General features: G+C 64.2%; 19 protein-coding genes. 13 read left to right on the plus strand and 6 right to left on the minus strand.

What is annotated here, in order from left to right:
* Window positions 1–42: 42 nt before the first annotated feature.
* Window positions 43–1725 (plus strand): energy-dependent translational throttle protein EttA, encoded by a 1683-nt coding sequence (gene ettA, locus QQM37_RS01025; RefSeq protein WP_285724158.1) that lies wholly within the window; start codon window positions 43–45, stop codon window positions 1723–1725.
* A gap of 97 nt (window positions 1726–1822) precedes the next feature.
* Here ettA and QQM37_RS01030 read toward each other — a convergent pair whose 3' ends face one another.
* Window positions 1823–2341: a DinB family protein gene (locus tag QQM37_RS01030; RefSeq protein ID WP_285724160.1), complete on the minus strand. Its 519-nt coding sequence runs from the start codon at window positions 2339–2341 to the stop codon at window positions 1823–1825.
* Window positions 2342–2409: 68 nt separating this feature from the next.
* Window positions 2410–5133 (minus strand): DNA gyrase/topoisomerase IV subunit A, encoded by a 2724-nt coding sequence (locus QQM37_RS01035; protein ID WP_285724162.1) that lies wholly within the window; start codon window positions 5131–5133, stop codon window positions 2410–2412.
* Window positions 5134–5316: 183 nt separating this feature from the next.
* On the opposite strand from QQM37_RS01035, the gene QQM37_RS01040 reads away from it, so the two are divergent.
* Genes QQM37_RS01040 through QQM37_RS01050 form a run of 3 tightly spaced genes read left to right on the plus strand, consistent with a single transcriptional unit; the run spans window position 5317 to window position 10052 of the window.
* The gene (locus tag QQM37_RS01040) at window positions 5317–8130 is read left to right on the plus strand and encodes a bifunctional acetate--CoA ligase family protein/GNAT family N-acetyltransferase (RefSeq protein ID WP_285724164.1); all 2814 of its coding nucleotides are present in this window, start codon (window positions 5317–5319) and stop codon (window positions 8128–8130) included.
* Window positions 8131–8176: 46 nt separating this feature from the next.
* On the plus strand, window positions 8177–8842 hold the full coding sequence (locus QQM37_RS01045) for a DUF5998 family protein (RefSeq protein WP_285724166.1): 666 nt from the start codon (window positions 8177–8179) through the stop codon (window positions 8840–8842).
* 22 nt (window positions 8843–8864) lie between these two features.
* Window positions 8865–10052, plus strand: a complete 1188-nt coding sequence (locus QQM37_RS01050; RefSeq protein ID WP_285724168.1) for an alkaline phosphatase family protein — start codon at window positions 8865–8867, stop codon at window positions 10050–10052.
* Window positions 10053–10064: 12 nt separating this feature from the next.
* Here QQM37_RS01050 and sepH read toward each other — a convergent pair whose 3' ends face one another.
* Entirely contained in the window at window positions 10065–11258 is a 1194-nt protein-coding gene (gene sepH / locus QQM37_RS01055) for a septation protein SepH (RefSeq protein ID WP_285724170.1), read from the minus strand.
* 402 nt (window positions 11259–11660) lie between these two features.
* Between sepH and QQM37_RS01060 the strand changes: the two genes are divergently transcribed.
* Window positions 11661–11960 (plus strand): DUF4193 domain-containing protein, encoded by a 300-nt coding sequence (locus QQM37_RS01060; RefSeq protein WP_285724173.1) that lies wholly within the window; start codon window positions 11661–11663, stop codon window positions 11958–11960.
* Window positions 11961–11969: 9 nt separating this feature from the next.
* Here QQM37_RS01060 and QQM37_RS01065 read toward each other — a convergent pair whose 3' ends face one another.
* The gene (locus tag QQM37_RS01065) at window positions 11970–12485 is read right to left on the minus strand and encodes a DUF3093 domain-containing protein (protein WP_285724175.1); all 516 of its coding nucleotides are present in this window, start codon (window positions 12483–12485) and stop codon (window positions 11970–11972) included.
* A 105-nt stretch (window positions 12486–12590) separates the two neighbouring features.
* On the opposite strand from QQM37_RS01065, the gene dut reads away from it, so the two are divergent.
* Genes dut through QQM37_RS01085 form a run of 4 tightly spaced genes read left to right on the plus strand, consistent with a single transcriptional unit; the run spans window position 12591 to window position 15046 of the window.
* Window positions 12591–13118, plus strand: coding sequence for a dUTP diphosphatase (dut, locus tag QQM37_RS01070; RefSeq protein ID WP_420030102.1), 528 nt, complete (start codon window positions 12591–12593; stop codon window positions 13116–13118).
* A 14-nt stretch (window positions 13119–13132) separates the two neighbouring features.
* The gene (locus QQM37_RS01075) at window positions 13133–13918 is read left to right on the plus strand and encodes a DUF3710 domain-containing protein (protein ID WP_285724196.1); all 786 of its coding nucleotides are present in this window, start codon (window positions 13133–13135) and stop codon (window positions 13916–13918) included.
* The gene (locus tag QQM37_RS01080; RefSeq protein WP_285724177.1) at window positions 13911–14327 is read left to right on the plus strand and encodes a hypothetical protein; all 417 of its coding nucleotides are present in this window, start codon (window positions 13911–13913) and stop codon (window positions 14325–14327) included. Before QQM37_RS01075 ends, QQM37_RS01080 begins: the two co-directional genes overlap by 8 nt.
* Window positions 14327–15046, plus strand: coding sequence for a DUF3159 domain-containing protein (locus QQM37_RS01085; RefSeq protein ID WP_285724179.1), 720 nt, complete (start codon window positions 14327–14329; stop codon window positions 15044–15046). Before QQM37_RS01080 ends, QQM37_RS01085 begins: the two co-directional genes overlap by 1 nt.
* Here QQM37_RS01085 and QQM37_RS01090 read toward each other — a convergent pair.
* Entirely contained in the window at window positions 15037–15768 is a 732-nt protein-coding gene (locus QQM37_RS01090) for a potassium channel family protein (RefSeq protein ID WP_285724181.1), read from the minus strand. The two genes, QQM37_RS01085 and QQM37_RS01090, sit on opposite strands and share 10 nt — an antisense overlap.
* Window positions 15765–16439, minus strand: coding sequence for a potassium channel family protein (locus QQM37_RS01095; RefSeq protein WP_285724182.1), 675 nt, complete (start codon window positions 16437–16439; stop codon window positions 15765–15767). The genes QQM37_RS01090 and QQM37_RS01095 overlap by 4 nt, the downstream gene beginning before the upstream one ends.
* Window positions 16440–16678: 239 nt before the next feature.
* On the opposite strand from QQM37_RS01095, the gene QQM37_RS01100 reads away from it, so the two are divergent.
* From QQM37_RS01100 to acnA, 4 genes are all read left to right on the plus strand, one after another.
* Window positions 16679–18655, plus strand: a complete 1977-nt coding sequence (locus QQM37_RS01100) for an APC family permease (RefSeq protein WP_285724198.1) — start codon at window positions 16679–16681, stop codon at window positions 18653–18655.
* An 11-nt stretch (window positions 18656–18666) separates the two neighbouring features.
* Complete coding sequence (locus tag QQM37_RS01105; protein WP_285724184.1) at window positions 18667–19983, plus strand: class I SAM-dependent RNA methyltransferase; 1317 nt, start codon at window positions 18667–18669, stop codon at window positions 19981–19983.
* A gap of 65 nt (window positions 19984–20048) precedes the next feature.
* Window positions 20049–22634, plus strand: coding sequence for an HAD-IC family P-type ATPase (locus QQM37_RS01110; protein WP_285724186.1), 2586 nt, complete (start codon window positions 20049–20051; stop codon window positions 22632–22634).
* Between the two features lie 108 nt (window positions 22635–22742).
* Window positions 22743–25580 carry an aconitate hydratase AcnA gene (acnA, locus tag QQM37_RS01115; protein WP_285724188.1) on the plus strand — a complete coding sequence of 946 codons (2838 nt, stop codon included), beginning with the start codon at window positions 22743–22745 and terminating at the stop codon, window positions 25578–25580.
* Window positions 25581–25633: the final 53 nt, after the last annotated feature.

The following is a 25633-nucleotide window of genomic DNA, read 5'->3' on the forward strand; positions in this document are numbered from 1 at the left end:
CAACGGTCACAGGGGCTCCTGCGGACCGGCTAGCCTTGAGGTATGGCGGAATTTATTTACACCATGACCAAGGCCCGCAAAGCAGTGGGCGATAAGGTCATTCTCGACGATGTCAGCATGTCCTTCTTCCCCGGTGCCAAGATTGGCGTCGTGGGTCCGAACGGGGCTGGCAAGTCCACGATCCTGAAGATCATGGCGGGCCTGGACACCCCGTCCAACGGTGAGGCCCGGCTCAGCCCAGGGTACTCGGTCGGGATCCTGCTTCAGGAGCCACCGCTGAACGAGGATAAAACCGTTCTGGGCAACGTCCAGGAGGGCGTCGGCGAGATTTACGGCAAGATTCAACGGTTCAACCAGATCTCTGAAGAAATGGCGAACCCGGATGCCGACTTCGACTCGCTGCTGGAGGAGATGGGCAAGCTTCAGGAGGCGATCGATGCTGCCGATGCCTGGGACCTCGATTCCCAGCTGGAACAGGCCATGGATGCCCTTCGCTGCCCGCCAGGCGATGCCGATGTGAAGGTGCTCTCCGGTGGTGAGCGGCGCCGGGTCGCCCTCTGCAAGCTGTTGTTGCAGAAGCCGGATCTGCTGCTGCTCGACGAACCGACCAACCATCTGGATGCGGAGAGCGTGCTGTGGCTGGAACAGCATCTTTCCAACTATCACGGTGCCGTGCTGGCCGTCACCCACGATCGTTACTTCCTGGATCACGTCGCAGAGTGGATCGCCGAGGTCGACCGCGGTCACCTCTACCCCTATGAAGGCAACTACTCAACCTACCTCGAAAAGAAGCGGGCACGGCTCGAGATCCAGGGCAAGAAGGATGCCAAGCAGGCTAAACGCCTCAGCGAAGAGCTGGAGTGGGTGCGCTCCAATGCCAAGGGTCGTCAGACCAAATCCAAGGCCCGTCTGGCTCGCTATGAGGAAATGGCAGCCGAGGCGGACCGGACCCGGAAGCTTGATTTCGAGGAGATCCAGATCCCGCCGGGACCGCGTCTGGGCTCGCTGGTCCTGGAGGCGACGAATCTCCAGAAGGGCTTCGGGGATCGCATCCTGATCGACGGCCTGAGCTTTTCGCTGCCTCGCAACGGCATCGTCGGCGTGATCGGCCCGAACGGTGTGGGCAAGTCCACGCTCTTCAAGACCATCGTGGGGATTGAACCACTCGATGGCGGCGACCTGAAAATCGGCGACTCAGTCCGGGTCTCCTATGTGGACCAGAGCCGTGGCGGGATCGATCCGGAGAAGAACCTCTGGGAGGTGGTCTCTGACGGGCTGGACTTCATTAAGGTCGGCAATGTGGAGATGCCCTCGCGTGCGTACGTCTCCGCCTTCGGGTTCAAGGGACCGGACCAGCAGAAGAAAGCGGGGGTGCTCTCCGGTGGTGAGCGTAACCGGCTTAACCTGGCGCTGACACTCAAGCAGGGTGGAAACCTTCTGTTGCTCGATGAGCCCACCAACGACCTGGACGTTGAGACGTTGTCCAGCCTGGAGAACGCCCTGTTGGAGTTCCCCGGCTGCGCCGTCGTCGTCTCGCACGACCGGTGGTTCCTGGACCGGGTGGCCACTCATATCCTTGCCTACGAAGGCACCGAGGAGAACCCGGCCAGCTGGTACTGGTTCGAGGGGAACTTCGAAGCCTATGAGGAGAACAAGATCGAGCGTCTGGGCGCCGACGCGGCCCGACCGCATCGTGTCACCTACCGCAAACTCACCCGCGACTGATCCAACACTGCTCAGAACAGCGTGAGGGCCCACCGAAAAGCTGGGCCCTCACGCTGTTAACCTGAAGTAACCTGAAATCTTCGTCGCGGACTGACCTTCAGCCCTGCACATCGTGCAGATGGTGAACCACATCGTGGAGAAAATAGCCGGAGAGGCTCCGCACCGTGAAGGTGGCTCCATCGCTGCGGTGCCCGAAGCGCTCCCAGTCCTCGGGCGGAACGGCACCGAATCGTTCGCCGATTCGCCCTCCGGCGATGGTCAGTTGATCGCTGACCTGCTGGGGCACCTGATGGGCGTAGTCGTAGTCAACCGCCGTGGCGTCCTGATCCCAATTGGCAAAGGTGGGTTCGTCCCGTGTGAGCATGGTGTGCAGGCGGGTATCCATCACGCTGAACACGTCACGCACATGGCAGGCGTATTCCAGGGGTGACCAGGTGGCGTCGTCGGGACGCACCGTCAGATCCGCTCGCCGCAAAACCGCCTCCCAGCGCTCGATGACGCCCGGCAAGGTCGCCGCTGTGGAGGTTGGGGTTTGCAGGCCGGCCTCGAAGCCGCACTCGGGGCAGGGCCGCTCCAGGACCCAGGTCCAGTCTTTTGTCTCGGGGATAATCGCCATATCGCGATTCTACGGCCAGCACAAAGAACGATCCGTCACCTGCCAGCGGTCACCGGCAGAAGGGTCGCCTACAGCAGAGGCAGCTGGTCCTGACCGTCATCCGGGTCGTCCGTCACCAGCGGGCCGTTCTCGAAGGGACGTGAGCGTCTGCTTCCCGAGGCGACCGCCGTCAACGGTCCTTTCCTGGGCGCAGGAAGGGTCAGACCATCCTGCCCATGCGCCGGGAGTTCAAGCTCCGGTTCCGGTGCAGAAGCCCGGGCGGCCTCAGCGCTCAGAACGCCGGGACTGAAAACACTCGGCCCCAGGGCATCGATCGACTGGCTGAGCGGAACTCCGGAGCCATCGCGTCGGCCATGTTCCGCCGGCAGCGCACGGGCCACCCCGGCTGCTGAGGCCGCCTTGGCGGGCCCATGCCCGGCCCAGGCCAGCAGCAGGAGATCTTCCCCCTTGAGGAATCGGTGCGCCCGCACACCACCGGTTGCCCGTCCTTTGGCCGGGAACTCAGCGAAATCAGTAACTTTGGCGCTGCCCGCGGCGGTACCCAGCAAGGACCCGGTGGAGCTGGCAATGGTGACCACGACGGCGCTTGGGTCCCCGGCCGCCACGACGGTGAAGCTGAGCACCGTGTCGCCTGCTGCCAGTTTGATGCCGGCCATCCCACCAGCTGTCCGTCCCTGAGGACGCACTGAATCGGCGGCAAAACGCAGCAGCTGGGCGCCAGCAGTGATGAAGACCAGCTCATCGGCGTCGGTGGCCACTCCCGCGCCGACCACCCGGTCCTTGTCCTTGAGGCTGATCACCTCCCAGTCCTCACGATTGAGCGGATACTCGGGGGTCACCCGCTTCACCACGCCCTGTGCGGTGCCCAGGGCGATCACGGCGTCCAGCGGCAGCAGCCCGATCAGTGCCTCACCTTTGCCCAGGGTGAGGAATTCCTTGGCCGGCACACCGCCGGCAAGATTGGGCAGGCCGGTGCTGGGTGGTAGCGCGGGCAGATCCATCACCTGGAGACGCATCATGCGTCCCAGTGAGGTCAGCGCGGCGACTTCACCCCGGGCGGTGGCCGCCACGACGGACGTGAAAACATCGTGTCTGACCCGGGAACCGCCGTCGGTGAGTGCCTCTCTGCCGGTGGTGCGGGCCAGCTGACCGGAACTGCTCATCAGGACCCAGCAGGGATCGTCGGCAATTTCGAGCGCCAGCGGAACAGCTTTCCGCCCGGTCTCGGCGGCGGCGATGGCCTTGGCCACACTGGGTGTGATCGCTTCAGATTCGAGCAGGATCGTCCGGCGGGGGGTGCCGTACTTGGCCGCCACCTCACCGAGTTCATCGGAGACCAGGGCTCGCAGGACCTCTTCCGATCCAAGGATTCGCTGAAGTTCTGCAATCTCTTGTCTGAGTTGCTCCTGCTCCTTCTCCAGCTCGATCCGGGAGAAGCGGGTGAGCTGGCGCAGGCGCACCTCCAGGATGTAATTGGCCTGGACCTCGCTCAGATCGTAGATCACGACGAGCCGCTCTCTGGCGACGGCAACTTCGTCCGAACTGCGGATGATCTGGATGACCTCATCGATGTCCAGAATGGCGATCAGCAGGCCCTCGACCAGATGCAGCCGGTCCTGTTTCTTGCCCAGACGGAAGACGGTGCGGCGCCGGACCACCTCAATCCGGTGCTGTACGTAGACCCGGAGCAGCGCCAGCAGACCCAGGGTCTGTGGCTGACCGTCCACCAGGGAAACGTTGTTGATCCCGAAGGAGTCTTCCATCGGGGTGAGTTTGTACAGCTGGGCAATGATCGCCTGTGGGTTGAAGCCGTTTTTGAGTTCGATCACCAGGCGCAGGCCGTGATTGCGGTCGGTCAGATCCGCAATATCAGCGATCCCCTGGAGCCGCTTCGCGTTGACCGCATCCTTGATCTTTTCGATCACCTTTTCCGGGCTGACCATATAGGGCAGCTCGGTGACCACCAGCCCGGTCCGCCGGGCGCTAAGCTGCTCGACGTCGATTTTGGCCCGGGTCTTGAACGAGCCGCGGCCGCTCTCGTAGGCGTCGCGGATACCGTCCAGACCGACGATTCGCCCACCCGTGGGCAGATCTGGTCCCGGCACGAAGCGCATCACATCATCGAGAGTCGCCTCGGGGTGAGCGATCAGGTGTTGGGCGGCAGCAATGACCTCACCGAGATTGTGCGGGGCCATATTGGTGGCCATCCCCACGGCAATGCCGGAGGCGCCGTTGACCAGCAGATTCGGGAAGGCCGCGGGAAGCACGTCGGGCTGGGTGAGTTGGTTGTCATAGTTCGGGACGAAGTCGACGACGTCCTCATCCAGATGGTCGGTCATCGACAGGGCCGCCGGGGCCAGCCTGGCCTCGGTGTAGCGCGGTGCCGCCGGACCGGCATCGAGCGATCCGAAGTTTCCGTGCCCGTCGATCAGCGGCAGGCGCAGCGAAAAGTCCTGGGCCATGCGCACCATGGCGTCATAGATGGCAGTGTCGCCGTGTGGGTGTAGTTTGCCCATCACTTCGCCCACCACGCGGGCACTCTTGACGTGCCCCTTGTCCGGACGCAGGCCCATCTCGCTCATCATGTAGAGGATGCGGCGCTGCACCGGTTTGAGCCCGTCGCGGGCATCGGGCAGAGCCCGGGAGTAAATCACCGAGTAGGCATATTCCAGGAAGGAGCCCTCCATCTCCTGGGAGACGTCGATGTCCACGATATTTTCCGTGAAGTCCCCGGTTTTTCCGCCCCGGGGGCGGTCTGCGGCGGAGGACTGGGGTGGCGTGCGCCTGGCCATACTGTGAGGTGTTCCTTCGAACGGGAAAACTGGAGGCACACCGCGGCGTGCCGGAAGCTCCACAGGATGGCTTCCTTCAGCGATTCTAGGTGGTGGGGGTGCTATTTCCGGGGATTTGGGGCCTTCGAAGGGCAGCAGTCCGGCAAAATCCCGGGCCAGGCGTCCGGGCAGTAGCATGAACCCATGGTGGACCGGGGAGCGGATGGCGGCACGGCTGCGCTGAATGCTGCCGGGGCGGCGAACTCGACGGCCGACGGGGCTGTGGGCTATCCCCATCACTGGGAGGCCGATGTGGTGCTGCGCGACGGTGCTACCGCGCACCTTCGCCCGATCGCCCGCCAGGACGCCCAGGCTCTTCAGGATCTTCACCGCTCGCAGTCGGAGGACTCCGTCTATATGCGGTTCTTCACCTATAAGTCGGTGCTCTCGGATCGGGAACTGCGGCGATTCACCCAGGTGGACTATCACGACAGGGTTGCGTTGGTGATCACGGTCGCGGGCAGCATCATCGGTGTGGGCCGTTACGACCGTCTGGACGATCCACAGGTCGCCGAGGTGGCCTTCAACATCTCTGATGCTCACCAGGGACGTGGCCTGGGCTCGATCCTGCTCGAACATCTCGCTGCTGCAGCACGGGAGAACGGCATCGTCCGGTTCAGCGCTGAGGTGCTGCCGGGTAACCGCAAGATGCTGACGGTCTTCTCGGAAGCCGGGTATGAGGTGAACCGCCACTTCGATGACGGCGTGGTGAGCCTGAGCTTTGACCTTGATCCCACCGAGAAGTCCCGGGCGGTGCGTGAGTCACGCGAACACCGCGCGGAGGCCAGGAGCGTGGCAGGGTTGCTGGCCCCCCGGTCGGTTGCCGTCCTTGGACCGGGGGCCGCAAGCTCAGCCGGTGCCCCCGGTTCCGCCACTCTGGCGGCAGAGCTGGTGCGTCAGGTCCATCAGGGCGGATATCGCGGCATCGTCCAGGTAATCGATCCGCTGGCCGTTGAAGGCCCGCGGTCGATGAGTGAACTGGCCGAGCCCGTGGATCTGGTGCTGATCGCGGTGGAGTATGACGACGTCGAGCGCGCGGTGGCGGATTGCGCCGGAGCCGGAGCCAGGGGTGCTCTGGTGTTCAGCGGAGGTTTTGCCGACGATGGCGAACGGGGTCTGGAACGCCAGCACGCCCTGGTGAGGCTGGCGCGGTCCTCAGGGATGCGACTCATCGGCCCGGCCTCTCTGGGTCTGATCAGGACGGATCCGGATATTTCCCTGAACGCTTCGCGGTTACCGGGCCTGCCCCCGGCCGGCACCCTGGGTGTGTTCACACAGTCTGCGGCGCTGGGTACCGCTGTCTATGCTTCCCTCCGGCAGCGGGGGATGGGTCTGTCCACCTTCGTCTCCGCCGGTAACCGCGCCGATATTTCCGGTAACGATCTCATGCAGTTCTGGGAGGACGATCCGCAGACGGCGGTATGCGCCCTCTACCTCGAATCCATTGGCAATCCGCGGAAGTTCTCCCGGCTGGCGCGGCGGCTGGCACGCACCAAACCGGTGATCGTCGCCAAATCTGAGGCCCTCGGACTGAGCCTTCCGGCCGGCCATGCCGTCCGGGCCTCCCAGGCGCTTCCCGGGACGCTCGATGCCATGTTGCGCCAGTCCGGGGTGATCCGGGTGGATTCGACGGAGGAGCTGGCGGATCTCGCACAGCTGGCCGTTGCCCAGCCGCTTCCGGCCGGCCGCGGCATGGCGGTGGTGAGCAATTCCAGGGCACTCGCCCGGGTGGTGGCCGACTCTGCTGCCGCGCACGGCTTCCGCGTCGAACGCGAGGACATCGTCACGGAACCGGACCCGGCGCGGAGGCTTTGCGCCCTGGCCGATGGCCTGACGGCGGTCATGGCCGAGGGTTCAGTGGACTCCGTGGTGGTCACGCTGATGGCGGAGGCAGACCTGGTGATGGTAGATGTGGCCGAGGTGCTGACCCGGGTCGGGGCTGTGAGCGGAAAACCCGTGGTGCTCACGGTCAGCGGGATGACGGAAGCTGACGCTCCCCGTGCCGAGCTGATGTCCACCGGGCATGGAGGTCTGCCGGTCTACCTCAGCCCGCAGCAGGCCATCGCTGCGCTTTCCGGCCTGGCCCGTTACCGACGATGGCTGGATCGGGACCAGGGAACCTTTGAGGGTGTGCCAGGTCTGGAGCTGGACAAGGCCCAGGCCCTGGTCTCCGGCTGGCTTCAGGGGCTGGCGGGGGAGAACCTGCAGCAGCTCACGCCGGCGCAGGTGGCCGAACTGTTGGCTTGCATCGGGGTTGATGTGCTGGAGTCCGTCCCTTTCCAGAGCGCCGATGAGGCGGTCCAGGCCGCCCGGCGGCTGGGCTGGCCGGTGGTGCTGAAAACCATGGACCAGACACTGCGTCATCGTCTGGATCTAGGCGGCGTCCGGATCAATATTGCGGACGAGGATTCTCTGCGAAACAACATCACCCAGATGAGAGCCTCGCTGGCAGCCTGGGGCGAGTTCGATCTGGAGGTGCAGGCGATGGCGCCGCTGGGACAGTCCTGCACCCTGCGTGGCATGGAAGATCCGTTGCTGGGGCCGGTAGTGTCCTTCGGGATGACTGGGGATGCCATCAATCTGCTTCAGGACTGGGCACACCGAGTCCCGCCGCTCTCCAGCTCCGATGTTGCGGAGCTGATCCGCGCGCCCAAAGCGGCGGCGAAGCTCTTCGGGTATCAGGGGCTGCCCGCGGTGAACATCACCGCGCTGGAGGACCTGGTGAGCCGGTTTGCCGCACTTAAAGAAGCCCTGCCCGAGGTTGCCGTCATCGAGTTCACCCCGGTGCTGGTGAGCGAAGAGGGAGCCACGGTTCTGGCAGCCTCCATTCAACTGGGCAATCCGGACCAACGGATCGACAGCGCTCGCCGTGCACTGACCGGATGGTTTCAGGCACCGGTTGGCTCCCCCGCCCGGAAGGAGCAGCCCGGAAGAAGCAGTAAGCGGCACAGGGCATGAGGTCTGCCGTTGGTGTGCTTCTGCGGGATCTGCGAAGATAAAGGACATGGCTCCTTCCCGATCCGCAGCGCGATCCCAAAGCCAAAGCCTTGATCAGGCCCTCGACCGGGCCGGGTTCTATCCCCGCCTGGTCAGTGACGTCGTCGCCGACGCCCTGGAAGGGCAGGAGTGCCTGAGCCATCTGGTGCAGGTGGAGACGCATTTTGAACAGAACGAGGTGCACCGTCACATCACGGTGCTTGCGCTGACCGGGGACTTCCTGGTGGTGGCGCATGTGGATGACCAGCAGCTCGACGAACAGGGCTCTCAGATGGTGGCGCAGGTCTCCACGGAATCAGTGCCGGTGAGCCAGATCCGCTCCGTCATCCTCAGCTACGTCTACGCACAGCCTCAGGACTACCAGGGCAACGACCCGATTCGGGAGCTCTCGCTCTCCATCGGCTGGGCGGGCAGCCAGCGTCTCGATCTTGCCCCTGCCAGCTGTGGCGATCCGCAATGCGAGGCTGATCACGGCTATACCGGCACGATGGCACAGGAGGACCTGGTCATGCGGGTCAGCGTCGAAGCAGATGGCCCGCAGGCCGTCTACGATGCCAAGGTGTTTGCCCGCACCTTGCGCAGCGCCAGTGTGGTCCCTGCCTCTCCGGCACCGGTCGAGGCTGCGGGCTGGGTTCAGGGGCCGGCTCGGCGCGGGCGCACGCATTATCGCTGAGTCGGACGGACTGCTGCTTCCGATGACTTTTTCCCCTCACGAAGCTCTGGTTCAACCGAACCTGCCCAGCCTGTCCCGGGTGCTGACCAGCGCGGCGGCAGTACTGAAGGTGCCTGGTTTCCAGAACGAGCTTCAGCTCCCGGCCGCACGGTCCGTGTGTGTCGCTCTGGTGGATGGCCTGGGGTCCGCCCAGCTCAAACGGGCTCTGGCGCATATGCCGTTTCTGCGGACGGTTCTTGCCGACCCGGCGGCAGACCGTCGCAGCCTGCAGTCAGCCTTCCCCTCCACCACCACCGCATCCTTGGCCAGCCTGGGGACCGGGCTGGAATCCGGTCTTCATGGCATGGTCGGATACGAGGTTCTGGATCCGGATCGCGATACCGTGATCAATCTGCTGGGAGACTGGGACCCTGCGGTGAATCCGCTACGCTGGCAGCCCTATCCGACCGTCTTTGAGCAGCTCCAGGGCAAGGTCCGCACCGTGACCGTGAGTCTCCCTCGTTTCAAGGATTCTCCGCTGACCCGGGCCGTACTTCGAGGTAGCGAGTTCCTGGCCGCCACCACCCCGCAAGCCCGGGTGCGGGTTGCGGCGGAGACGCTGGCATCCCGGGAACCGACTCTGTTGTACTGGTACTGGTCTGAGGTGGATAAAGCCGGGCACCGCTACGGTGTGGATTCGCCGCAATGGGAACATCAGGTGGCGGAGCTGGACGGCGCCTTACGTTCCCTGAGTGCCCAGCTTCCCCCGGATACTTTGCTGCTGCTCACGGCGGACCACGGAATGGTCGACGTCGCGCCGGAGCACCGTTACGATTTTTCCACCGATCCGGCGCTGGTCGCCGGAGTTCGTCATACGGCTGGGGAGCCACGTCTCCGCCAGCTCTATCTGGAGCCCGATGCCGACGCGGAAGCGCTGGTGCAGGCCTGGCGGAAAGCCTGGGGTCATCAGGCCTGGATCCTGCAGCGGGATGAGGCGATTGAGGCCGGATTCTACGGCGAGATGCGCCCGGAGGTCCTGCCACGGATCGGTCAGGTGCTGGTGGCCGCGCGGGAACCGGTCGCGTTCTATGACATGCGGTCCTCGCCCGCCCGGGCACTGGAACTCGTAGGCCAGCATGGCTCGCTGACCAAAGCCGAGCGGGTTGTCCCACTGATTCGAATCCCCACCGGGAAGAGCCCGGGCCGCGCTTCCGCCAGTCGGCGTCGCTGAGCGCCCGAGATGTCAGTCGGTTTTGGTGCCGAAGACGATTTGATCCCAGCTGGGGATGCTTGAACGCTTGGGGCGGATCGGATTCCGGCGATCCACGGCCGGCTCCTCCGCGGTGCCTTCCGGGCGGTCGATCAGGGCGCCATCGTCCGATGCCGTGCTGGCTGATGTCTCAGTCTTATCCTCGTGCCGCTGATCCTCAGACCCCTGGTCTGCGGCGGCATCGTCCGACTCGCTGTCTCCGGTCTCTGGCGAAGGCGCAACCGACAGCGGGGGGAAGAAGGAGAAGAGTCGACCGGTACCGGATTCGGTGTCCCCTTCTTCGGAGCTCTCTTCGCTCTCCGATGACTCCGCGACGGTGCGATCCGTCTGCTCGGTCAGCATCAGGGCGAGCGTCTCATCATTGTCTTCATCGATGCCCAGTCGTTGACCTCGCCGTGAACGCAGCAGCTCCAGCAGATTGTCCGAGCCCGAGCTCTCCTCCTCGGTGGAAATATCCTCCTCGGGAGCAGCCTCAGCCTCCACATCGAAAGGCCGGTCAGCCACAGCGCTCAGACGGCGCGCCGGCAGCGGAGAATCCACCGGTCCCATCTCGCTGAGTACCTGCGCCCAGCGGTTGGCATTAGTCAGGCTGCGAGTGGTGGTGTTGAAGATCCATTGTGCGGGTCCGGTCTCGCCCACATTCTGAGCAGCTGCAGCACTCTCAGGGAACTCAGCGATGACGGTCCACTGACCATCGCTTCGACGCCAGGCATCCCAGCGGACTGTTTCACTGTCGATGCCGAGGGCGGACAGTCGATAAGAGACCATCTCTGCGAGGCTGGCCGGCTGGTCGCCGAAAGCAGAGCGGTAACCATCGTGGTGGGGCAGGGCCTCAGAAACTTCGACCGCGCGGGCGCGTTGAGCGATGTGCTCGCGTTCGGCCAGGATCGGGCTCTCATACCGGCGGATATGCTCCACGGACAGCCCGGTTGCTTCGGCCACCTCCTCAGCGCTGGCTCCGGCGCGAATCCGCTGCTGGATATCACGCGGGGAGAGGGAGGTCTCGGTTGCAGGGGTGGTGCTCACCGGGGAGAAACGCCCCGGGGTGCGGGACGACGCAACTCGCAACGCCTCATCAATCCGTAGCCGGTAGATTTCGCCGCCCTCTGCACTGAGCAGAAGATGAGTGCCATCGTCGTGGACGCCCAAGAGTCGCAGATCCTGCATTGTGGGTTTCTCACCTGCCTGTTCGTTAACGCTGACAGTTCAAGCCCCTGTCGGTCTGCCTGTTGCGGGGTCACAGGACGAAATACCAGGAATTGAACACTCAGCCAAAACTTTGCCATCAACGAGCCGGAAAACCTACGACCAGCCCAGGCGTGGCGCGGGTTCACGGGAGTTCTACTCGGCCCGGCAACCCGTGTGGCTTCCGCTGTGAGGTGAATCGTGGGACATTGTGTGGCACGGATTGGCGTTTGGGAAGAAAGTGCGGAAAAATCACCCCGTTGCCGGGCACAAAATGAGCTCTCACGACGTTGGGCATGTGAGGCGAGCAGGGGTGTCTGTGACGGGACCCCCAGGCAACCTGAAGACTGAAGAGCACAAGAAGCGGAGCGTGAGCAAAGAATTATGGCGACTGACTACGATGCGCCGCGGAAGACTGACGACGAACTCAGTGAGGACTCAATTGAAGAATTGAAGTCCCGCCGGACCGACAAGCAGTCGGCCGTGGTCGACGAGGATGAAGCGGAAGCCGCGGACAGTTATGAGCTGCCGGGTGCGGACCTCTCCGGTGAAGAACTGCTGGTGCGAGTACTCCCGGCCCAGGCAGACGAATTCACCTGTTCCTCCTGCTTCCTGGTACGGCACCGCTCGCAGATTGCCCGCGAGAAGAACGGCCTGCTGTACTGCAAGGACTGCGAAGGCTAAACAGAACGACTAATGCGAGGCGGTCAGGACGGCGACAAGCTGTTCTGGTCGCCTCGTCGAGGTTAACCAGTACGGAGTCCGGTCCTGTGGGTCAGTGATGTCGATCCTCACCACGGGGGAGACCCATCCCCGCAGGCACAGGTAGGCGAGTCCATGAAGTTTAGGCCCCCGCTGCGCAGCCGCCTCCTCGCCTCGGTATCCCTGCACGGCACCCACATACTGCCGTTCGATGCGGGCACGGCCCACGGTCAGAGTGTCAGCGTCGACCACGATGCGCGGCATGCTCAGCAGTAGGAAACCCACCTGAAGAATCAGCAGCACGACGGCGGCGGTGTAGCCGGCGAAGATGCTGATCGGCGCGAGAATCAGAATTCCCGCAGAAGAAAGCAGGACGACCACCAGCCAGATCCACACCGTGGGCCACAATTTTTCCGAATACTCGATGCCGCCGATGGTAGCCGTTGAACGCGGAGAGTCGGCGGGAGAGGGTGTGGCGGAAGAGGAGGGTACTTCGGCGGAGGACATGGAAATAGCGTCTCATCCGTGTGCCCGGTAGGGAAATCCGGTGGCACGCAGGAACCCGATAGAGTGGACGGCGGACCGTGCGCAGCAGATCGAGGGAGGGCCCACGTGGCTGATTCGACATCCATTCCACCGGCAGTTGAGCCGACGTTGACCGTTGCCCTGCTTCAGCTCGATCCGGAGCTGGAGCCGCCCAGCTACGCGCATCCCGGTGACGCCGGAGCAGATCTGCGGGCGCGCGTGGACGTTGAGCTGGCCCCTGGTCAGCGCGCTCTGGTGCCCACCGGCATCGCTATTGCACTTCCGGAAGGCTTTGTCGCCCTGATCCATCCTCGCTCCGGGCTGGCTACTAAGCATGGACTGACCATTGTGAACGCGCCCGGAACGGTGGATGCGGGATATCGCGGCGAACTCGCGGTGACCTTGCTCAATACTGATGCCTCGGAGACCATCCGGCTCAAGCGCGGCGATAGAATTGCACAGATGGTCATTCAGCGGGTGGAACGGGCTCATTTCGTTCCGGTGGATCAACTGCCCGATTCGGTACGCGGCACCGGTGGCTTTGGATCAACCGGCGGATTCGCCACACCTCGCCCCTCTCTTAACTCGTCACTTAACCCTTCAGCAGCGGAGTAGCTCAGGAGCACATGATGGTATTTGGACGCCGCAAGAAGGGCACCGTTTCTCAGGAAACCTCGCCCGTGGAGGATCTGGCAGCAGACGCTGTGGTCGAGGACAGTGCAGACTCTGACGTTGCTGAGGCGGAGAACGCGGACGCCGTCAGTGAGGCAGCCGATGACGTCATCGACTATGACCGGGCCACGCATGGGCCGTTCGATATCGACGAGGTGGATGAGCGGGAAGGGTACATCGATCTCGGTGCCCTCCTGCTGCACCCGCACGACGACATGCAACTGCGCCTCGAAGTGGAGGAGAGCAGTCAGCGCATCGTTGCCGTGACGCTCGACCTGCACGGATCCAGCCTGCAGTTGCAGGGATTCGCTGCGCCCCGCACCGAGGGCCTCTGGGTGGACATCCGGGATCAGATCGCGGAATCGGTCAGCTCGCAGGGTGGAACCACGGAGACGCTGGAAGGCACCTTCGGTCCGGAACTGCTGGCCAAACTTCCCGCCGAGGCCAGTGACGGATCCCGTGGCTTCAGGGTGGCCCGCTTCATCGGCGTGGACGGGCCGCGCTGGTTCCTGCGCGGGGTGCTTGGCGGTACCGCAGCGATGGAACGGGAAGCAGCCAGTGAACTGGAGGACCTTTTCCGCTCGGTCGTGGTGATCCGCGGCGAGGTTCCGATGCCGCCCCGGGATCTGCTGCCCCTGAGGCTGCCCAAGGATGCTGTGGAAGCCAGTGAGGCCAGACCTCAGGCAGAGGGTGCGTCGTTGCCCAGCGTCGAACGCGGACCGGAGATCACCGAAGTTGGGTAGTTTTTCGGCACAACCGCACCCGGGGGAGCTTTGCCGCATCGGCAAGCTGCCTGAGCGGGGACGTGCCGTCTGCCGGGGGTATATTTCCTCGATCACCATCCAACCGGGCAATGCTGCGCCAACCTTCACCGCGGTGGTTACCGATGTGGACAAATATGCTCCCACCGATGAGGTAGAAAAAACAGCCAAGGCGGTACAGCCCGGCACGCCATCGGCTGATGCTGAGCGCCCCCGTAACGAGAACCGGCTTCGGCTGATCTGGTTAGGCCAGCGCACCGTGCCCGGCATCGAGGCAGGCACCGAGGTTCGCCTCGAAGGGATGGTGGCCCCGCGTGACGGGCTACCCACCATGTTCAACCCGCGGTATGAAATTGTGGGCAAGCCAGAGTTCCAGGAGATTGAAAAGTAGTGAGCGACTCACCCGAGGACCGGCCGGGGTTTGCCCAGATTGCCCAGAGCATGGCGCAGAGCCGGGGCCTTGAACGCCGCGATGACGGTCATCTGGACCTGCGCCAAGCGGTGGGAGGATGGCGTGGTCTGGCGGAGACCATTCTCCCGGGGCTGGTCTTCCTGGTGGTTTTTGTGTCGACTCAGGATCTGACACCGTCGCTCATCGGTGCGGTGGCGGTCGGAGCTGTCTTCACCGTCTGGCGCCTGCTGCAGCGGGGGCCGATCCTTCAGGCATTCTCCGGCCTGGTCGGCATCGTGATCTGTGCCATTTTTGCCCGCACCACAGGAAACGCGCTGGACTACTATGTGCCCGGCTTCTGGACCAACGTGGTCAGCATTGTCGTGGTGGTCCTGACCATTGTGCTCCGCTGGCCGATCACTGGCCTGGTCTTCGGGTTCATTCGCGGCGAGAATGTTCAGTGGCGGGAGCAACCGCTCCGCCTGCGCGCCTATACGCTGGCGGCCTGGGTGGTTGCGGCGCTGTTCGTGCTACGCCTGGTCGTCCAGTTGCCGCTGTATTTCGCGCAGAATCTGGCCGCGCTGGGTGCCACCCGGTTGGCGATGGGCGTGCCGTTGTATGCGCTGGCGCTCTGGTTGGCATGGATGGTGTCCAGGCCCGCTGCGCGATCCGCAGCAGAGCAAGCTACCGGCGACCAGTCCACAGAAAATCAGGCCTGATCGGCCGTCGCGTCCTCAGAGTTTTTCTCCGTGTCCTCGATCGTCTCGATATCAGCGTCTTCCGTCAGCGGACCCAGAAGGTCTCGCAGTGCGTCCTCAGCCGCGATCGCTGCGACGAAGAATAGCTCGTCGCCGGCATCGATCACATCATCGGTGCTCGGGGTGATCGGGATCTCGTCGCGGACAATCGCCATCAGTGCCACATCGGCGGGCCAGTCGATCGAACCCACGGTCGACCCAATCACATGAGAACCCTGCGGAACAGTGAACTCCACCAGGGCGGAAACGCCAGTCTGCAGCGTCAGCAGGCGGACCAGATCGCCTACCTCCACGGCTTCTTCCACGAGCGCCGTCATCAGCCGAGGGGTGTTGACGGCCACATCGACGCCCCAGGCGTCATCGAACATCCAGTCATTCTTGGGGTTGTTGACCCGACCCACGGTGCGGTTCACGCCAAACTCCGTTTTGGCCAGCAGGGAGACCACCAGGTTGACCTTGTCGTCGCCAGTCGCTGACACCACAACGTCCGCTTCATCAAGCTGGGCCTCACGAAGGGTGCTGATTTCGCAGGCATCCCCGACCAGCCAGCGAGCACCGCGCAGACCGCTACGGCCGATCACTTCCGGCTTCGGATCGATCAGCAGTACCTCGTGTCCGTGCGAGAGGAGCTCCCGGGCAATGGAGCTGCCCACGCTTCCTGCCCCGACGATGACGACTTTCATTCGGACTCCTTGGCTGGTGCGCTGGCGAGGACCCGTTCCACCTCGGTGGCCTTGGCGACATCGAGCATGACGTGGACGGTGTCACCTTGCTGGTAGCTCGTCTCCGGGCCGGGCAGAGTCCCTTCGCCAAACCTGGTCAGATAGGCCACCCGGGCACCGCTGGCCCTCTCGATATCGGACAGATGATGACCGATCCAGCCCTGGTGCAGAGCAACCTCGGTCAGGATCAGCCGGCCGGAGGCCTCCCGGAAATCTCCGGCGATGCTCTGTTCCGGCAGGATTCTGCGCAGCACCTGATCGGCGCTCCAGCGCACGGCGGCCACTGTGGGGATGCCCAATCGCTGGAAGATTTCGGCTCGGCCCGGATCGTAAATTCTGGCCACGACATGTTCCACATGGAAAGTCTCCCTGGCCACCCGGGTGGCCAGGACATTGGAGTTGTCACCGCTGGACACCGCAGCGAAGGCGTAGGCGTTTTCAATATCAGCCCGCTTGAGCGTCTCCCGGTCGAAGCCGACGCCGGTCACCTTGCGTCCGGAGAAGCCGTTGCGCAGACGTCGGAAAGCCCGGTCGTCCTGGTCGATAATGGCCACGGTGTGACCGGAATCCTCAAGAGCATGCGCCAAGGTGGCTCCGACGCGGCCGCAACCCATGATCACGTAATGTGCCACTGGAATTCCTTTGTTGGTCTGATGCTTTTCTGACGCCCAGGTCGGCGGTGACAGGCTGTTGCCAGAACACTCCGCGTCGGAGCCAATTGTAGGCACACCTGCAGGTGCGAATGCAGGCACGCAAGGGCATTGCCCGCGGTGGTAGATTGGGGCGGTCGTGGGCCGGAACGTCCTGCGGCTCCGTGTCGTTCGGCTTCAGGGTGTTGGCTCTGGAGTCAACACTACGCAAAGTGAGTATTGTGCTGACCTTCCTCAACGCGCTCAAAAGGGTCATCGTCGGAAAGCCGTTCCGCAACGACCGGCTTGCGCATACCTTGCTCTCCAAGCGCATTGCCCTGCCCGTGTATGCCTCGGACGCGCTGTCTTCGGTGGCCTATGCGCCGGATGAAATCCTGCTCACTCTTGCCCTCGCGGGTGCCACTGCGGTCACGGTGTCTCCCTGGGTGGGGCTTGCCGTCATGGTCGTGTTGATCACCGTCGTGGCGTCCTACCGCCAGAACGTCCATGCCTACCCTTCCGGTGGCGGCGACTATGAAATCGCGAACGTCAATCTGGGCAGGACGGCGGGCGTCACGGTGGCCTCGGCCCTGCTGGTCGACTATGTGCTTACCGTTGCGGTGTCGATGTCCTCCGCCGCCAACTACCTGGCCACCGCGGTCCCCGGTATGCACGGCACCCAGGCCTGGGTGGCGACCATCGGCGTCGTGGTGCTGGCTCTGGTCAACCTTCGCGGCATCAAGGAAGCTGGAAGCGTCTTCGCCGTTCCGACCTATATCTTCATGGTGTGCATTCTGGGCATGACTGCGGTGGGTCTTTTCCAGGCGATCACCGGGAACCTGGCCCGGGCACCCAGCGCGGCTTTCGAGATCATTCCGGTGCCGGAGTATGAACAGGGGCTGACCGGTCTGGCCGGCGCCTTCCTGTTGCTGAGGGCTTTCTCCTCCGGTGCGGCGGCGCTGACGGGTGTTGAGGCGATCAGCAACGGCGTGCCGAACTTCCGCAAGCCGAAGTCCAAGAACGCCGCCACCACCTTGTTGTTGCTCGGCGCCATCGCTGCCGCCATGCTGGCCGGCATCCTGTATCTGGCCAATGCCACCGGCGTGAAGATGGTGCAGGATCCGGCACGGGAGTTCCTGATCAACGGACAACCGGCGCCCGCTGATTATGTCCAGAACCCGACGATCAGCCAGATCGCGGCGACGGTTTTCGGTTCCGGCTCCCTTCCGTTTTTCGTCATCGTGGCAGCCACCGGCGTCATCCTGGTGTTCGCCTCCAACACCGCCTTCAATGGTTTCCCCGTGCTGGCCTCGATTCTGGCGCAGGACGGCTACCTCCCGCGCCAGTTGCGCACCCGTGGCGATCGACTGGCCTTCAGCAACGGCGTGATCCTGCTGGCCATCGGTGCCCTGGTGCTGATCATCGCGTTCAACGCGGACGTCACCAAGCTGATCCAGCTCTATATCGTGGGCGTGTTCATCTCCTTCACGGCCAGCCAGCTGGGCATGATCCGGCACTGGGGCCGGGCGCTGAAGCTGGTCAAGGACAAGGCGGACAGGCTACGGATCTATAAGTCACGCACGATCAACACCCTGGGCTTCTGCATGACGCTGAGTGTTCTGGTGGTGGTCCTGATCACCAAGTTTGAGCAGGGGGCCTGGATCGCCCTGCTCGCCATGCTCGTGCTGTTCCTGATCATGTGGAGCATCCACGCGCACTACCGCAATGTGGCTCGGGAACTCGCCGTGGATGAGGACTCCTCACCGCGCGCCCTGCCCACCCGGGTGCACGCGGTGCTGCTGGTTTCCCATGTGCGCAAGCCCGTGCTGCGCGCACTGGCCTTCGCCAGGGCTTCCAGGCCGTCACGCCTGGATGCGATCACAGTGGATAACGACCCGGCGGAGACCCAGGAGACCCTGGCCGCCTGGGAGAAGCTGCAGATCCCGGTGCCGCTGACCGTTCTGGCGAGTCCGTATCGGGAGACCGTGACGCCGATCATGGAGTACGTGCAGAACATCCGCCGCGATTCCCCCCGCGACCTGGTGGTGGTCTACATCCCTGAATATGTGGTGGGGAAGTGGTGGGAGCAACTGGTGCACAACCAGACCGCCCTGCGGATCAAGACGCGCCTGCATTTCGAGCCCGGGGTGATGGTCGCCTCGGTTCCCTGGCAGCTCAAATCCTCCGAATCGGCACGCCGGTTCCAGGAACTGAGCTGAAGGGCCCGGGCGTGACTGAACTGATTCTGGACCTCGGCAAGCCAGCCCATGGCGGTCATTTCGTAGCCCGTCACGAGGGCCGGGTGATCTTTGTCCGGCACGGCGTGCCGGGGGAGAAGGTACGCGCCGTCGTGACCGAAGAACCCGCCGAAGGCTCCTTCTGGCGGGCCGATGTGGTGGAGGTGCTGGAGGAATCTGCGGAATTTCCCGGTGCCCGGCGCCCCCATTTCTGGGCTGAGGCGGACTCGCTCGCAGCCTACGCGGCTGGAGCGGTGCCCATCGGTGGGGCAGAATTCGGCCACCTGACGGAGCCGGTCCAGCGCCGGCTCAAGGCCCAGGTGCTTTCCGAGCAACTGGAACGACTGGCAGGGATTCACCGATCGACCGACGTTGAGCAGGTGGCTGGCGAGGCGGACGGCCTGGGCTGGCGCACCCGGGTGGGCTTTGCGGTGACCGATGGCGGCCGGGTCGGTATGCATGCGCACCGTTCGGAGACCGTGCGGGCCGTGGCGGACATGCCCCTGGCCACCCAGGCGATCCGTTCTCTGGGCCTTTTCGACCTCGATGCCGCCGGACTGGAGCGGATCGACGTCGCAGCCCCCGCCGACGGGGATGGCCCGCTGGTATTGCTGGCCGGTGACCGCGCAGCCAGCCAGCGGTTCGCCCGCGAGCTGCCGGATGGAACCTCGGCCGTCCACTGGGCACCACCCTCCGGGCGTGTGGCCGCACTCCGCGGACGCAGCTGGCTCAGCGAGACGGCGCTCGAGCGTACTTTCCGGGTCAGCGGCGAAGGTTTCTGGCAGATCCATCGTCTGGCACCGCAGACCCTGACCGACGCGGTTGATGCCTTTCTGGAAGCCGATGAGCTTTCGGGACTGCGTTCCGCAGACCTCTATGCGGGTGCGGGCCTGTTCACCGCTCTGCTGGCGGATCGGGTGGGGGAGCGCGGTCAGGTGCTCTCGGTGGAGGGATCTCCGGTCACCAGCAAGGACGCGGCCCGCAATTTCGCCAGGATGCCGCAGGTGACGGTCATCCCCGGTCGGGTGGACCGTGTGCTCGCAGCCGCAACGCGCCAGGGGCAGGGGAAGCTTGACCTGGTCGTTCTGGATCCGCCGCGGGCCGGCGCCGGGAAAGGCGTGGTCAGGCAGGTGGTGGACAGTGGTGCCCGGGCGGCAGTCTATGTCTCCTGCGATCCGGCATCCTTTGCCCGCGACGTGGGGTATTTCACCCGTCAGGGCTGGGAACTGGCCGGGCTGCGGGCCTTTGACCTCTATCCACAGACGCACCATCTGGAGACGGTGGCCCTCCTGCGCCCCCAGGTCCCCTGAAGATGGTGGCTCATCCCTGAGACGGAAGCCACCGGGAACCCTGTGCACATAGAGTGTTCTTCATCATGAGCAGCCACACGAAAGCGCCCCTTCGCGGCGGGACGAAGAGTCGCACCGAAGTGAAGAGCCGCGCCGAGCTCAGGAACGAGGCCAGGCGCGCCAGCCTGATCCAAGCCCGTGCGCACCTTGCCCCGCTGAACGAGGAGATGCTCCGTGCGCAGGGACTGAACCAGGCCCAGGTCGCTGAGCGGATGCAGCTGGGGCTGACGAATGAGATTCCGGATGAGACCAGCCGGACCATCGGTCAGATTCTGCGGGCCAATCTGCTGACCCTGTTCAATATCGTGCTCGGTCTGTGCCTGGTGGTGGTCCTGCTGGTGGGCAAGTGGCAGGACGCCCTCTTCGGGTTCATCGTCCTGGCCAACGCCGCCATCGGTGTGGTGCAGGAGTACCGGGCCAAAAGGACCCTGGATCGGCTGGCGGTGCTGAATGCGCCCCGGGCCAGGGTTCTGCGGGAAGGGCGGACCGCGGAGATTGCCGTGGCTGAGGTGGTGGTGGACGACGTGCTGGTGCTGAGCACGGGCGATCAGATTCCCGCCGATGCCGTGGTGCTCAGCGTGCAGGGCCTGGAAGTGGATGAGTCGCTGCTCACCGGTGAGTCCGAGGCAATCGATAAGGCCATCGGAGACCGGGTGCTCTCCGGTTCCGCCGTCATCTCCGGCTCGGGCACCGCGCGGGTACACCATCTCGGCGTGGAGTCCTTTGCCTCACGGCTGACTGCAGAGGCCAAACGCTTCTCGCTGGTCAACTCGGAGATCCGCCATGCGGTGAACCGGATCGTGCTGTACATCACCTGGGCGCTGGTGCCGATCGTGATCCTGGTCCTCAATGGTCAGATGCAGGCGGCGGGCGGCTGGGAGAATGCCTGGCAGACCGGTGCCTGGAAGCAGGCGGTGGTCTACGCGGTGGCCTCCATTGTGGCGATGATCCCGGAGGGGCTCGTGCTGCTCACCTCCATTTCCTTCGGTCTGGCCGCGCTCACCCTGGCCCGGCGTCAGGTCCTGGTCCAGGAACTTCCGGCCGTGGAAGGGCTGGCGCGCGTGGACATCATCTGCCTGGACAAGACCGGAACCCTCACCGAGGGCGAGATCATCTTCGACAGGGTCTATACCCTCACGGAGGTTCAGGGGTGGCGGAAGGTCCTGGGCTGGATCGGAGCGGATCCTCAGGGCAATGCCACCGCCGTGTGTCTGCAGTCGGCCTTTACCGCCCTGCCGGCACCGGATGCCTGGCTCAACGTGGTCCCCTTCAACAGCGTCCGGAAATGGAGCGCAGTCTCCTTCACGGGCTCCCTGGAAGTATCGGTGCCCGACGCCGGCGACGAGCCCTCGGGCAGCTGGGTGTTCGGTGCACCTGAGATGGTGCTCGATGCCGAGGACGCGGCCCATGAGCGCGCCCTCCGCGGCGCCGGTGAACTGGCGGAACTGGGGCTGCGGTCACTCATTCTGGCGCACAGTAAAAGGGATCTGGTGGTGGAGACGGTCACCTCCCAGACCGTGCTGCCAGCCGCACTGCAGCCGGTGGCGCTGCTGACCTTCCGCGAGAAGGTGCGCTCAGATGCTGCTGAGACACTGAGCTACTTCCGCGAACAGGGAGTCGAGCTGCGCATCATTTCCGGTGACAACCCACGCACCGTGGCTGCTGTGGCCCGGGAAGTCGGTTTTGAAGGTGTAGGGCAAGGATTCGATGCCCGTGACCTTCCGGACGATCTGGATGCGCTGGCTGAGGTACTGGAGCGGGAGCAGGTCCTGGGCCGTGTGACTCCGGAGCAGAAGAAGTCGATAGTGCTGGCGCTGAAGAAGCGGGGCCGGGTGGTGGCCATGACGGGCGATGGCGTCAATGATGCCCTCGCTCTGAAGAACGCGGACATCGGCATCGCCATGGGATCTGGGGCGGCGGCCACCAAGGCGGTCTCCCGCCTGGTGCTGCTGGACGGACAGTTCTCCCGGATGCCAGGGGTGGTGGCCGAAGGCCGTCGGGTGATTGCGAATGTGGAGCGGGTGGCCAACCTCTTCCTGAGCAAGACCGCCTACGCGGTGCTCATCGCGCTCTTCATCGGCGTGCTGCTCTGGCAGTACCCCTTCCTGCCCCGTCAGCTTTCCATCGTCTCCTCGCTCACGATCGGTGTCCCAGCCTTCTTCCTGGCGCTGCTGCCCAATAAACGTCGCTACCAGCCGGGATTCCTGCGCAGGGTGCTGCTCTTTTCCATCCCGGCCGGCACCATTGCGGCGGCCTGTGTGCTGGGGCTGTACGCCTTTGCGCGGACGGTGCCGGATGCGGCGCTCAGCGCCGAACAGCAGGTCCAGGCGAGCCAGACGGCGGCCACTCTGGTGCTTCTCCTGGTGGCGCTCTGGATTCTGGGCACCCTGGCCCGGCCCTTCGATCGTTGGCGCGCACTCGTCGTCGGCGCCATGGTCCTGGCGCTGGCCGTGGTGCTGGCTGTTCCTTTTGGGCGCGAGTTTTTTGCCTTGCAGCTGCCCACCGGTGCCCTGCTGCTCGGTACTATGGGAGCGGCGGTGATCGGCTGTGCGGCGGTCGAGGTCCTCTACCGGATCCTCCTTCGTCGCGGTGCCGTTTCCGTGCGGGTTTGATCGGTTCCTCTGGTCATGTCATGAGCGAAAAACTGCGCCTTAGGGTTGCCTAACTAGCACCTGAACTCCCGCGAGACCAAGATGAAACTGAGGCGAGAGGAGGCTGTAGTGACTTCTACAGCGCGTAATGTAAACAGCTTCGGATCCAAAGGCGTTCTGGACGTCAACGGGGCCGAGTACGAGATTTTCCGGCTGAGTTCGGTTGAGGGCTCCCGGGACCTCCCCTATAGCTTGAAGATCCTGCTGGAAAACCTGTTGCGCACCGAGGACGGCGCCAACATCACCGCAGATCATGTTCGTGCCCTGGCAGGCTGGGATCCCAGTGCTGAGCCGGACACCGAAATTCAGTTCACCCCGGCCCGCGTCATCATGCAGGACTTTACCGGTGTTCCCTGCGTGGTGGATCTGGCCACGATGCGCGAGGCGATCAAGGACCTCGGCGGCGATCCCAAGCGGGTCAACCCCCTGGCACCCGCTGAGATGGTCATCGACCACTCGGTGCAGATCGATGTCTTCGGCAACTCCGGCGCGCTGGAGCGCAATATGGAGATCGAGTACCAGCGCAATGGTGAGCGTTACCAGTTCCTGCGCTGGGGCCAGACCGCTTTTGACGACTTCAAGGTGGTGCCCCCGGGGACCGGCATTGTCCACCAGGTCAACATTGAATACCTGGCACGAACCATCATGACCCGTGATGTAGACGGCGTGCTGCGGGCCTACCCGGACACCTGCGTCGGTACCGACTCGCACACCACCATGGTCAACGGCCTGGGCATCCTGGGCTGGGGCGTGGGCGGCATTGAGGCCGAGGCCGCGATGCTCGGCCAGCCGGTCTCGATGCTCATCCCGCGCGTCGTCGGCTTCAAGCTCTCCGGCTCCATTCCCGCCGGAGCCACGGCGACCGACGTCGTGCTCACCATCACCGAAATGCTGCGCAAGCACGGTGTGGTCGGCAAGTTCGTCGAGTTCTACGGCGAAGGCGTAGCCGCAGTACCGCTGGCCAACCGAGCCACGATCGGCAATATGAGCCCTGAGTTCGGCTCCACCGCCGCGATCTTCCCGATCGACGAGGTGACGCTGGACTACCTGCGCCTGACCGGCCGCTCCGAGGAGAACGTCGCCCTGGTGGAGGCATACACCAAGGAACAGGGCCTCTGGCACGATCCGGCACACGAGCCCCGGTTCTCCGAATACATGGAGCTCGATCTCTCCACCGTGGTGCCCTCCATCTCCGGCCCGAAGCGTCCGCAGGACCGCATCGAACTCACCGATGCCAAGGAGCAGTTCCGCAAGGACATCCACAACTACGTTTCTCTTCCCGCGGGCAGCGTGGACGAGTCGCTGGATGAGTCCTTCCCGGCCTCGGATTCGCCGACCTTCACCCACGCCGACTCGCATGCCAGCGAGACGGACCGGGTGGTGTCCGCGGCGAACGGTTCGCACGGCCGCCCGTCCAAGCCGGTCGTGGTGACCGCTGCCGATGGCCGGAAGTTCGAGCTGGATCATGGCGCGGTCTCCATCGCCTCGATCACCTCCTGCACCAACACCTCCAACCCCTCGGTCATGCTGGCAGCTGCCTTGCTGGCGCGCAACGCCGTGAACAAGGGTCTCGTGTCCAAGCCGTGGGTCAAGACCTCTGTGGCTCCGGGATCCAAGGTCGTCACCGACTACTACGAGAAGTCCGGGCTGACCCCGTACCTCGAGAAGCTCGGCTTCTACATCGTCGGCTATGGCTGCGCGACCTGCATCGGTAACTCCGGTCCGCTCGACGCAGAAATCTCTGAGGCCATTCAGGCCAACGACCTCTCAGTCACCGCAGTGCTGTCCGGTAACCGCAACTTTGAAGGCCGGATCAACCCCGACGTCAAGATGAACTACCTGGCCTCCCCGCCGCTGGTCATCGCCTATGCCCTGGCTGGCACCATGGACTTCGACTTTGATACCGATGCCCTGGGCCAGGACGAAGCTGGCAACGACGTCTTCCTCAAGGACATCTGGCCGAACCCGGTCGAGGTCCAGGAAGTCATCGATTCCTCGATCGACGAGGCCATGTTCGCCAAGGGTTACGAGGGCGTCTTCGACGGTGATGACCGCTGGAAGGCACTCGATACCCCCGCCGGTGACACCTTCGCCTGGGCGGAGGACTCCACCTACGTCCGCAAGCCCCCGTACTTCGAGGGCATGAAGGCGCAGCCGGAGCCGGTCAGTGACATCGAGGGTGCGCGCGTGCTGCTCAAGCTCGGCGACTCCGTCACCACGGACCACATCTCCCCGGCAGGTTCCTTTAAGTCGGATACCCCGGCCGGACAGTACCTGCTGGCCAACGGCGTGGACCGCAAGGACTTCAACTCGTACGGCTCGCGCCGTGGCAACCACGAGGTGATGATCCGCGGCACCTTCGCGAACATCCGCATCAAGAACCAGCTACTGGCTGATTTCAATGACGGGGCTGGCGTGGAAGGCGGATTCACCCGCGACTTCACTCAGCCGGAAGGCCCCCAGGCCTATGTGTACGATGCCGCCCAGAACTACCAGGCGGCCGGCACGCCGCTGGTGGTGCTGGCTGGCAAGGAGTACGGCTCCGGCTCCTCGCGTGACTGGGCTGCCAAGGGCACCGCGCTGCTGGGCGTCAAGGCCGTCATCGCTGAAAGCTACGAGCGCATCCACCGTTCCAATCTGATCGGCATGGGTGTTCTGCCCCTGCAGTTCCCGGCTGGCGAGAACGCTGCGACGCTGGGCCTGACCGGAACCGAGACCTTCTCGGTGGAGGGTGTGACCGAACTCAATAACGGCACCACGCCCAAGACCCTGACGGTCACGGCCACCGCAGAGGATGGGAGCACCGCCTCCTTCGATGCGGTGCTCCGTATCGATACGCCAGGTGAAGCCGACTACTACCGTAACGGTGGCATTCTGCAGTACGTGCTGCGCCAGATTTCGGCGTAGCAGGACGATCCAGCAGGGAGCCTCGGCTCACCACTGACACTGAGGCGGGGGGT

The sequence above is a fragment of the Psychromicrobium xiongbiense genome (assembly GCF_030271165.1).
Taxonomy (GTDB): Bacteria; Actinomycetota; Actinomycetes; order Actinomycetales; family Micrococcaceae; genus Renibacterium; species Renibacterium xiongbiense.

Bases quoted from the DNA above. Each gene is read 5' to 3' on its own strand.
- ettA (WP_285724158.1), top strand. From the start codon at position 43: ATGGCGGAATTTATTTACACCATGACCAAGGCCCGCAAAGCAGTGGGC.
- QQM37_RS01030 (WP_285724160.1), bottom strand. From the start codon at position 2,341: ATGGCGATTATCCCCGAGACAAAAGACTGGACCTGGGTCCTGGAGCGG.
- QQM37_RS01035 (WP_285724162.1), bottom strand. From the start codon at position 5,133: ATGGCCAGGCGCACGCCACCCCAGTCCTCCGCCGCAGACCGCCCCCGG.
- QQM37_RS01040 (WP_285724164.1), top strand. From the start codon at position 5,317: ATGGTGGACCGGGGAGCGGATGGCGGCACGGCTGCGCTGAATGCTGCC.
- QQM37_RS01045 (WP_285724166.1), top strand. From the start codon at position 8,177: ATGGCTCCTTCCCGATCCGCAGCGCGATCCCAAAGCCAAAGCCTTGAT.
- QQM37_RS01050 (WP_285724168.1), top strand. From the start codon at position 8,865: ATGACTTTTTCCCCTCACGAAGCTCTGGTTCAACCGAACCTGCCCAGC.
- sepH (WP_285724170.1), bottom strand. From the start codon at position 11,258: ATGCAGGATCTGCGACTCTTGGGCGTCCACGACGATGGCACTCATCTT.
- QQM37_RS01060 (WP_285724173.1), top strand. From the start codon at position 11,661: ATGGCGACTGACTACGATGCGCCGCGGAAGACTGACGACGAACTCAGT.
- QQM37_RS01065 (WP_285724175.1), bottom strand. From the start codon at position 12,485: ATGTCCTCCGCCGAAGTACCCTCCTCTTCCGCCACACCCTCTCCCGCC.
- QQM37_RS01075 (WP_285724196.1), top strand. From the start codon at position 13,133: ATGGTATTTGGACGCCGCAAGAAGGGCACCGTTTCTCAGGAAACCTCG.
- QQM37_RS01090 (WP_285724181.1), bottom strand. From the start codon at position 15,768: ATGAAAGTCGTCATCGTCGGGGCAGGAAGCGTGGGCAGCTCCATTGCC.
- QQM37_RS01110 (WP_285724186.1), top strand. From the start codon at position 20,049: ATGAGCAGCCACACGAAAGCGCCCCTTCGCGGCGGGACGAAGAGTCGC.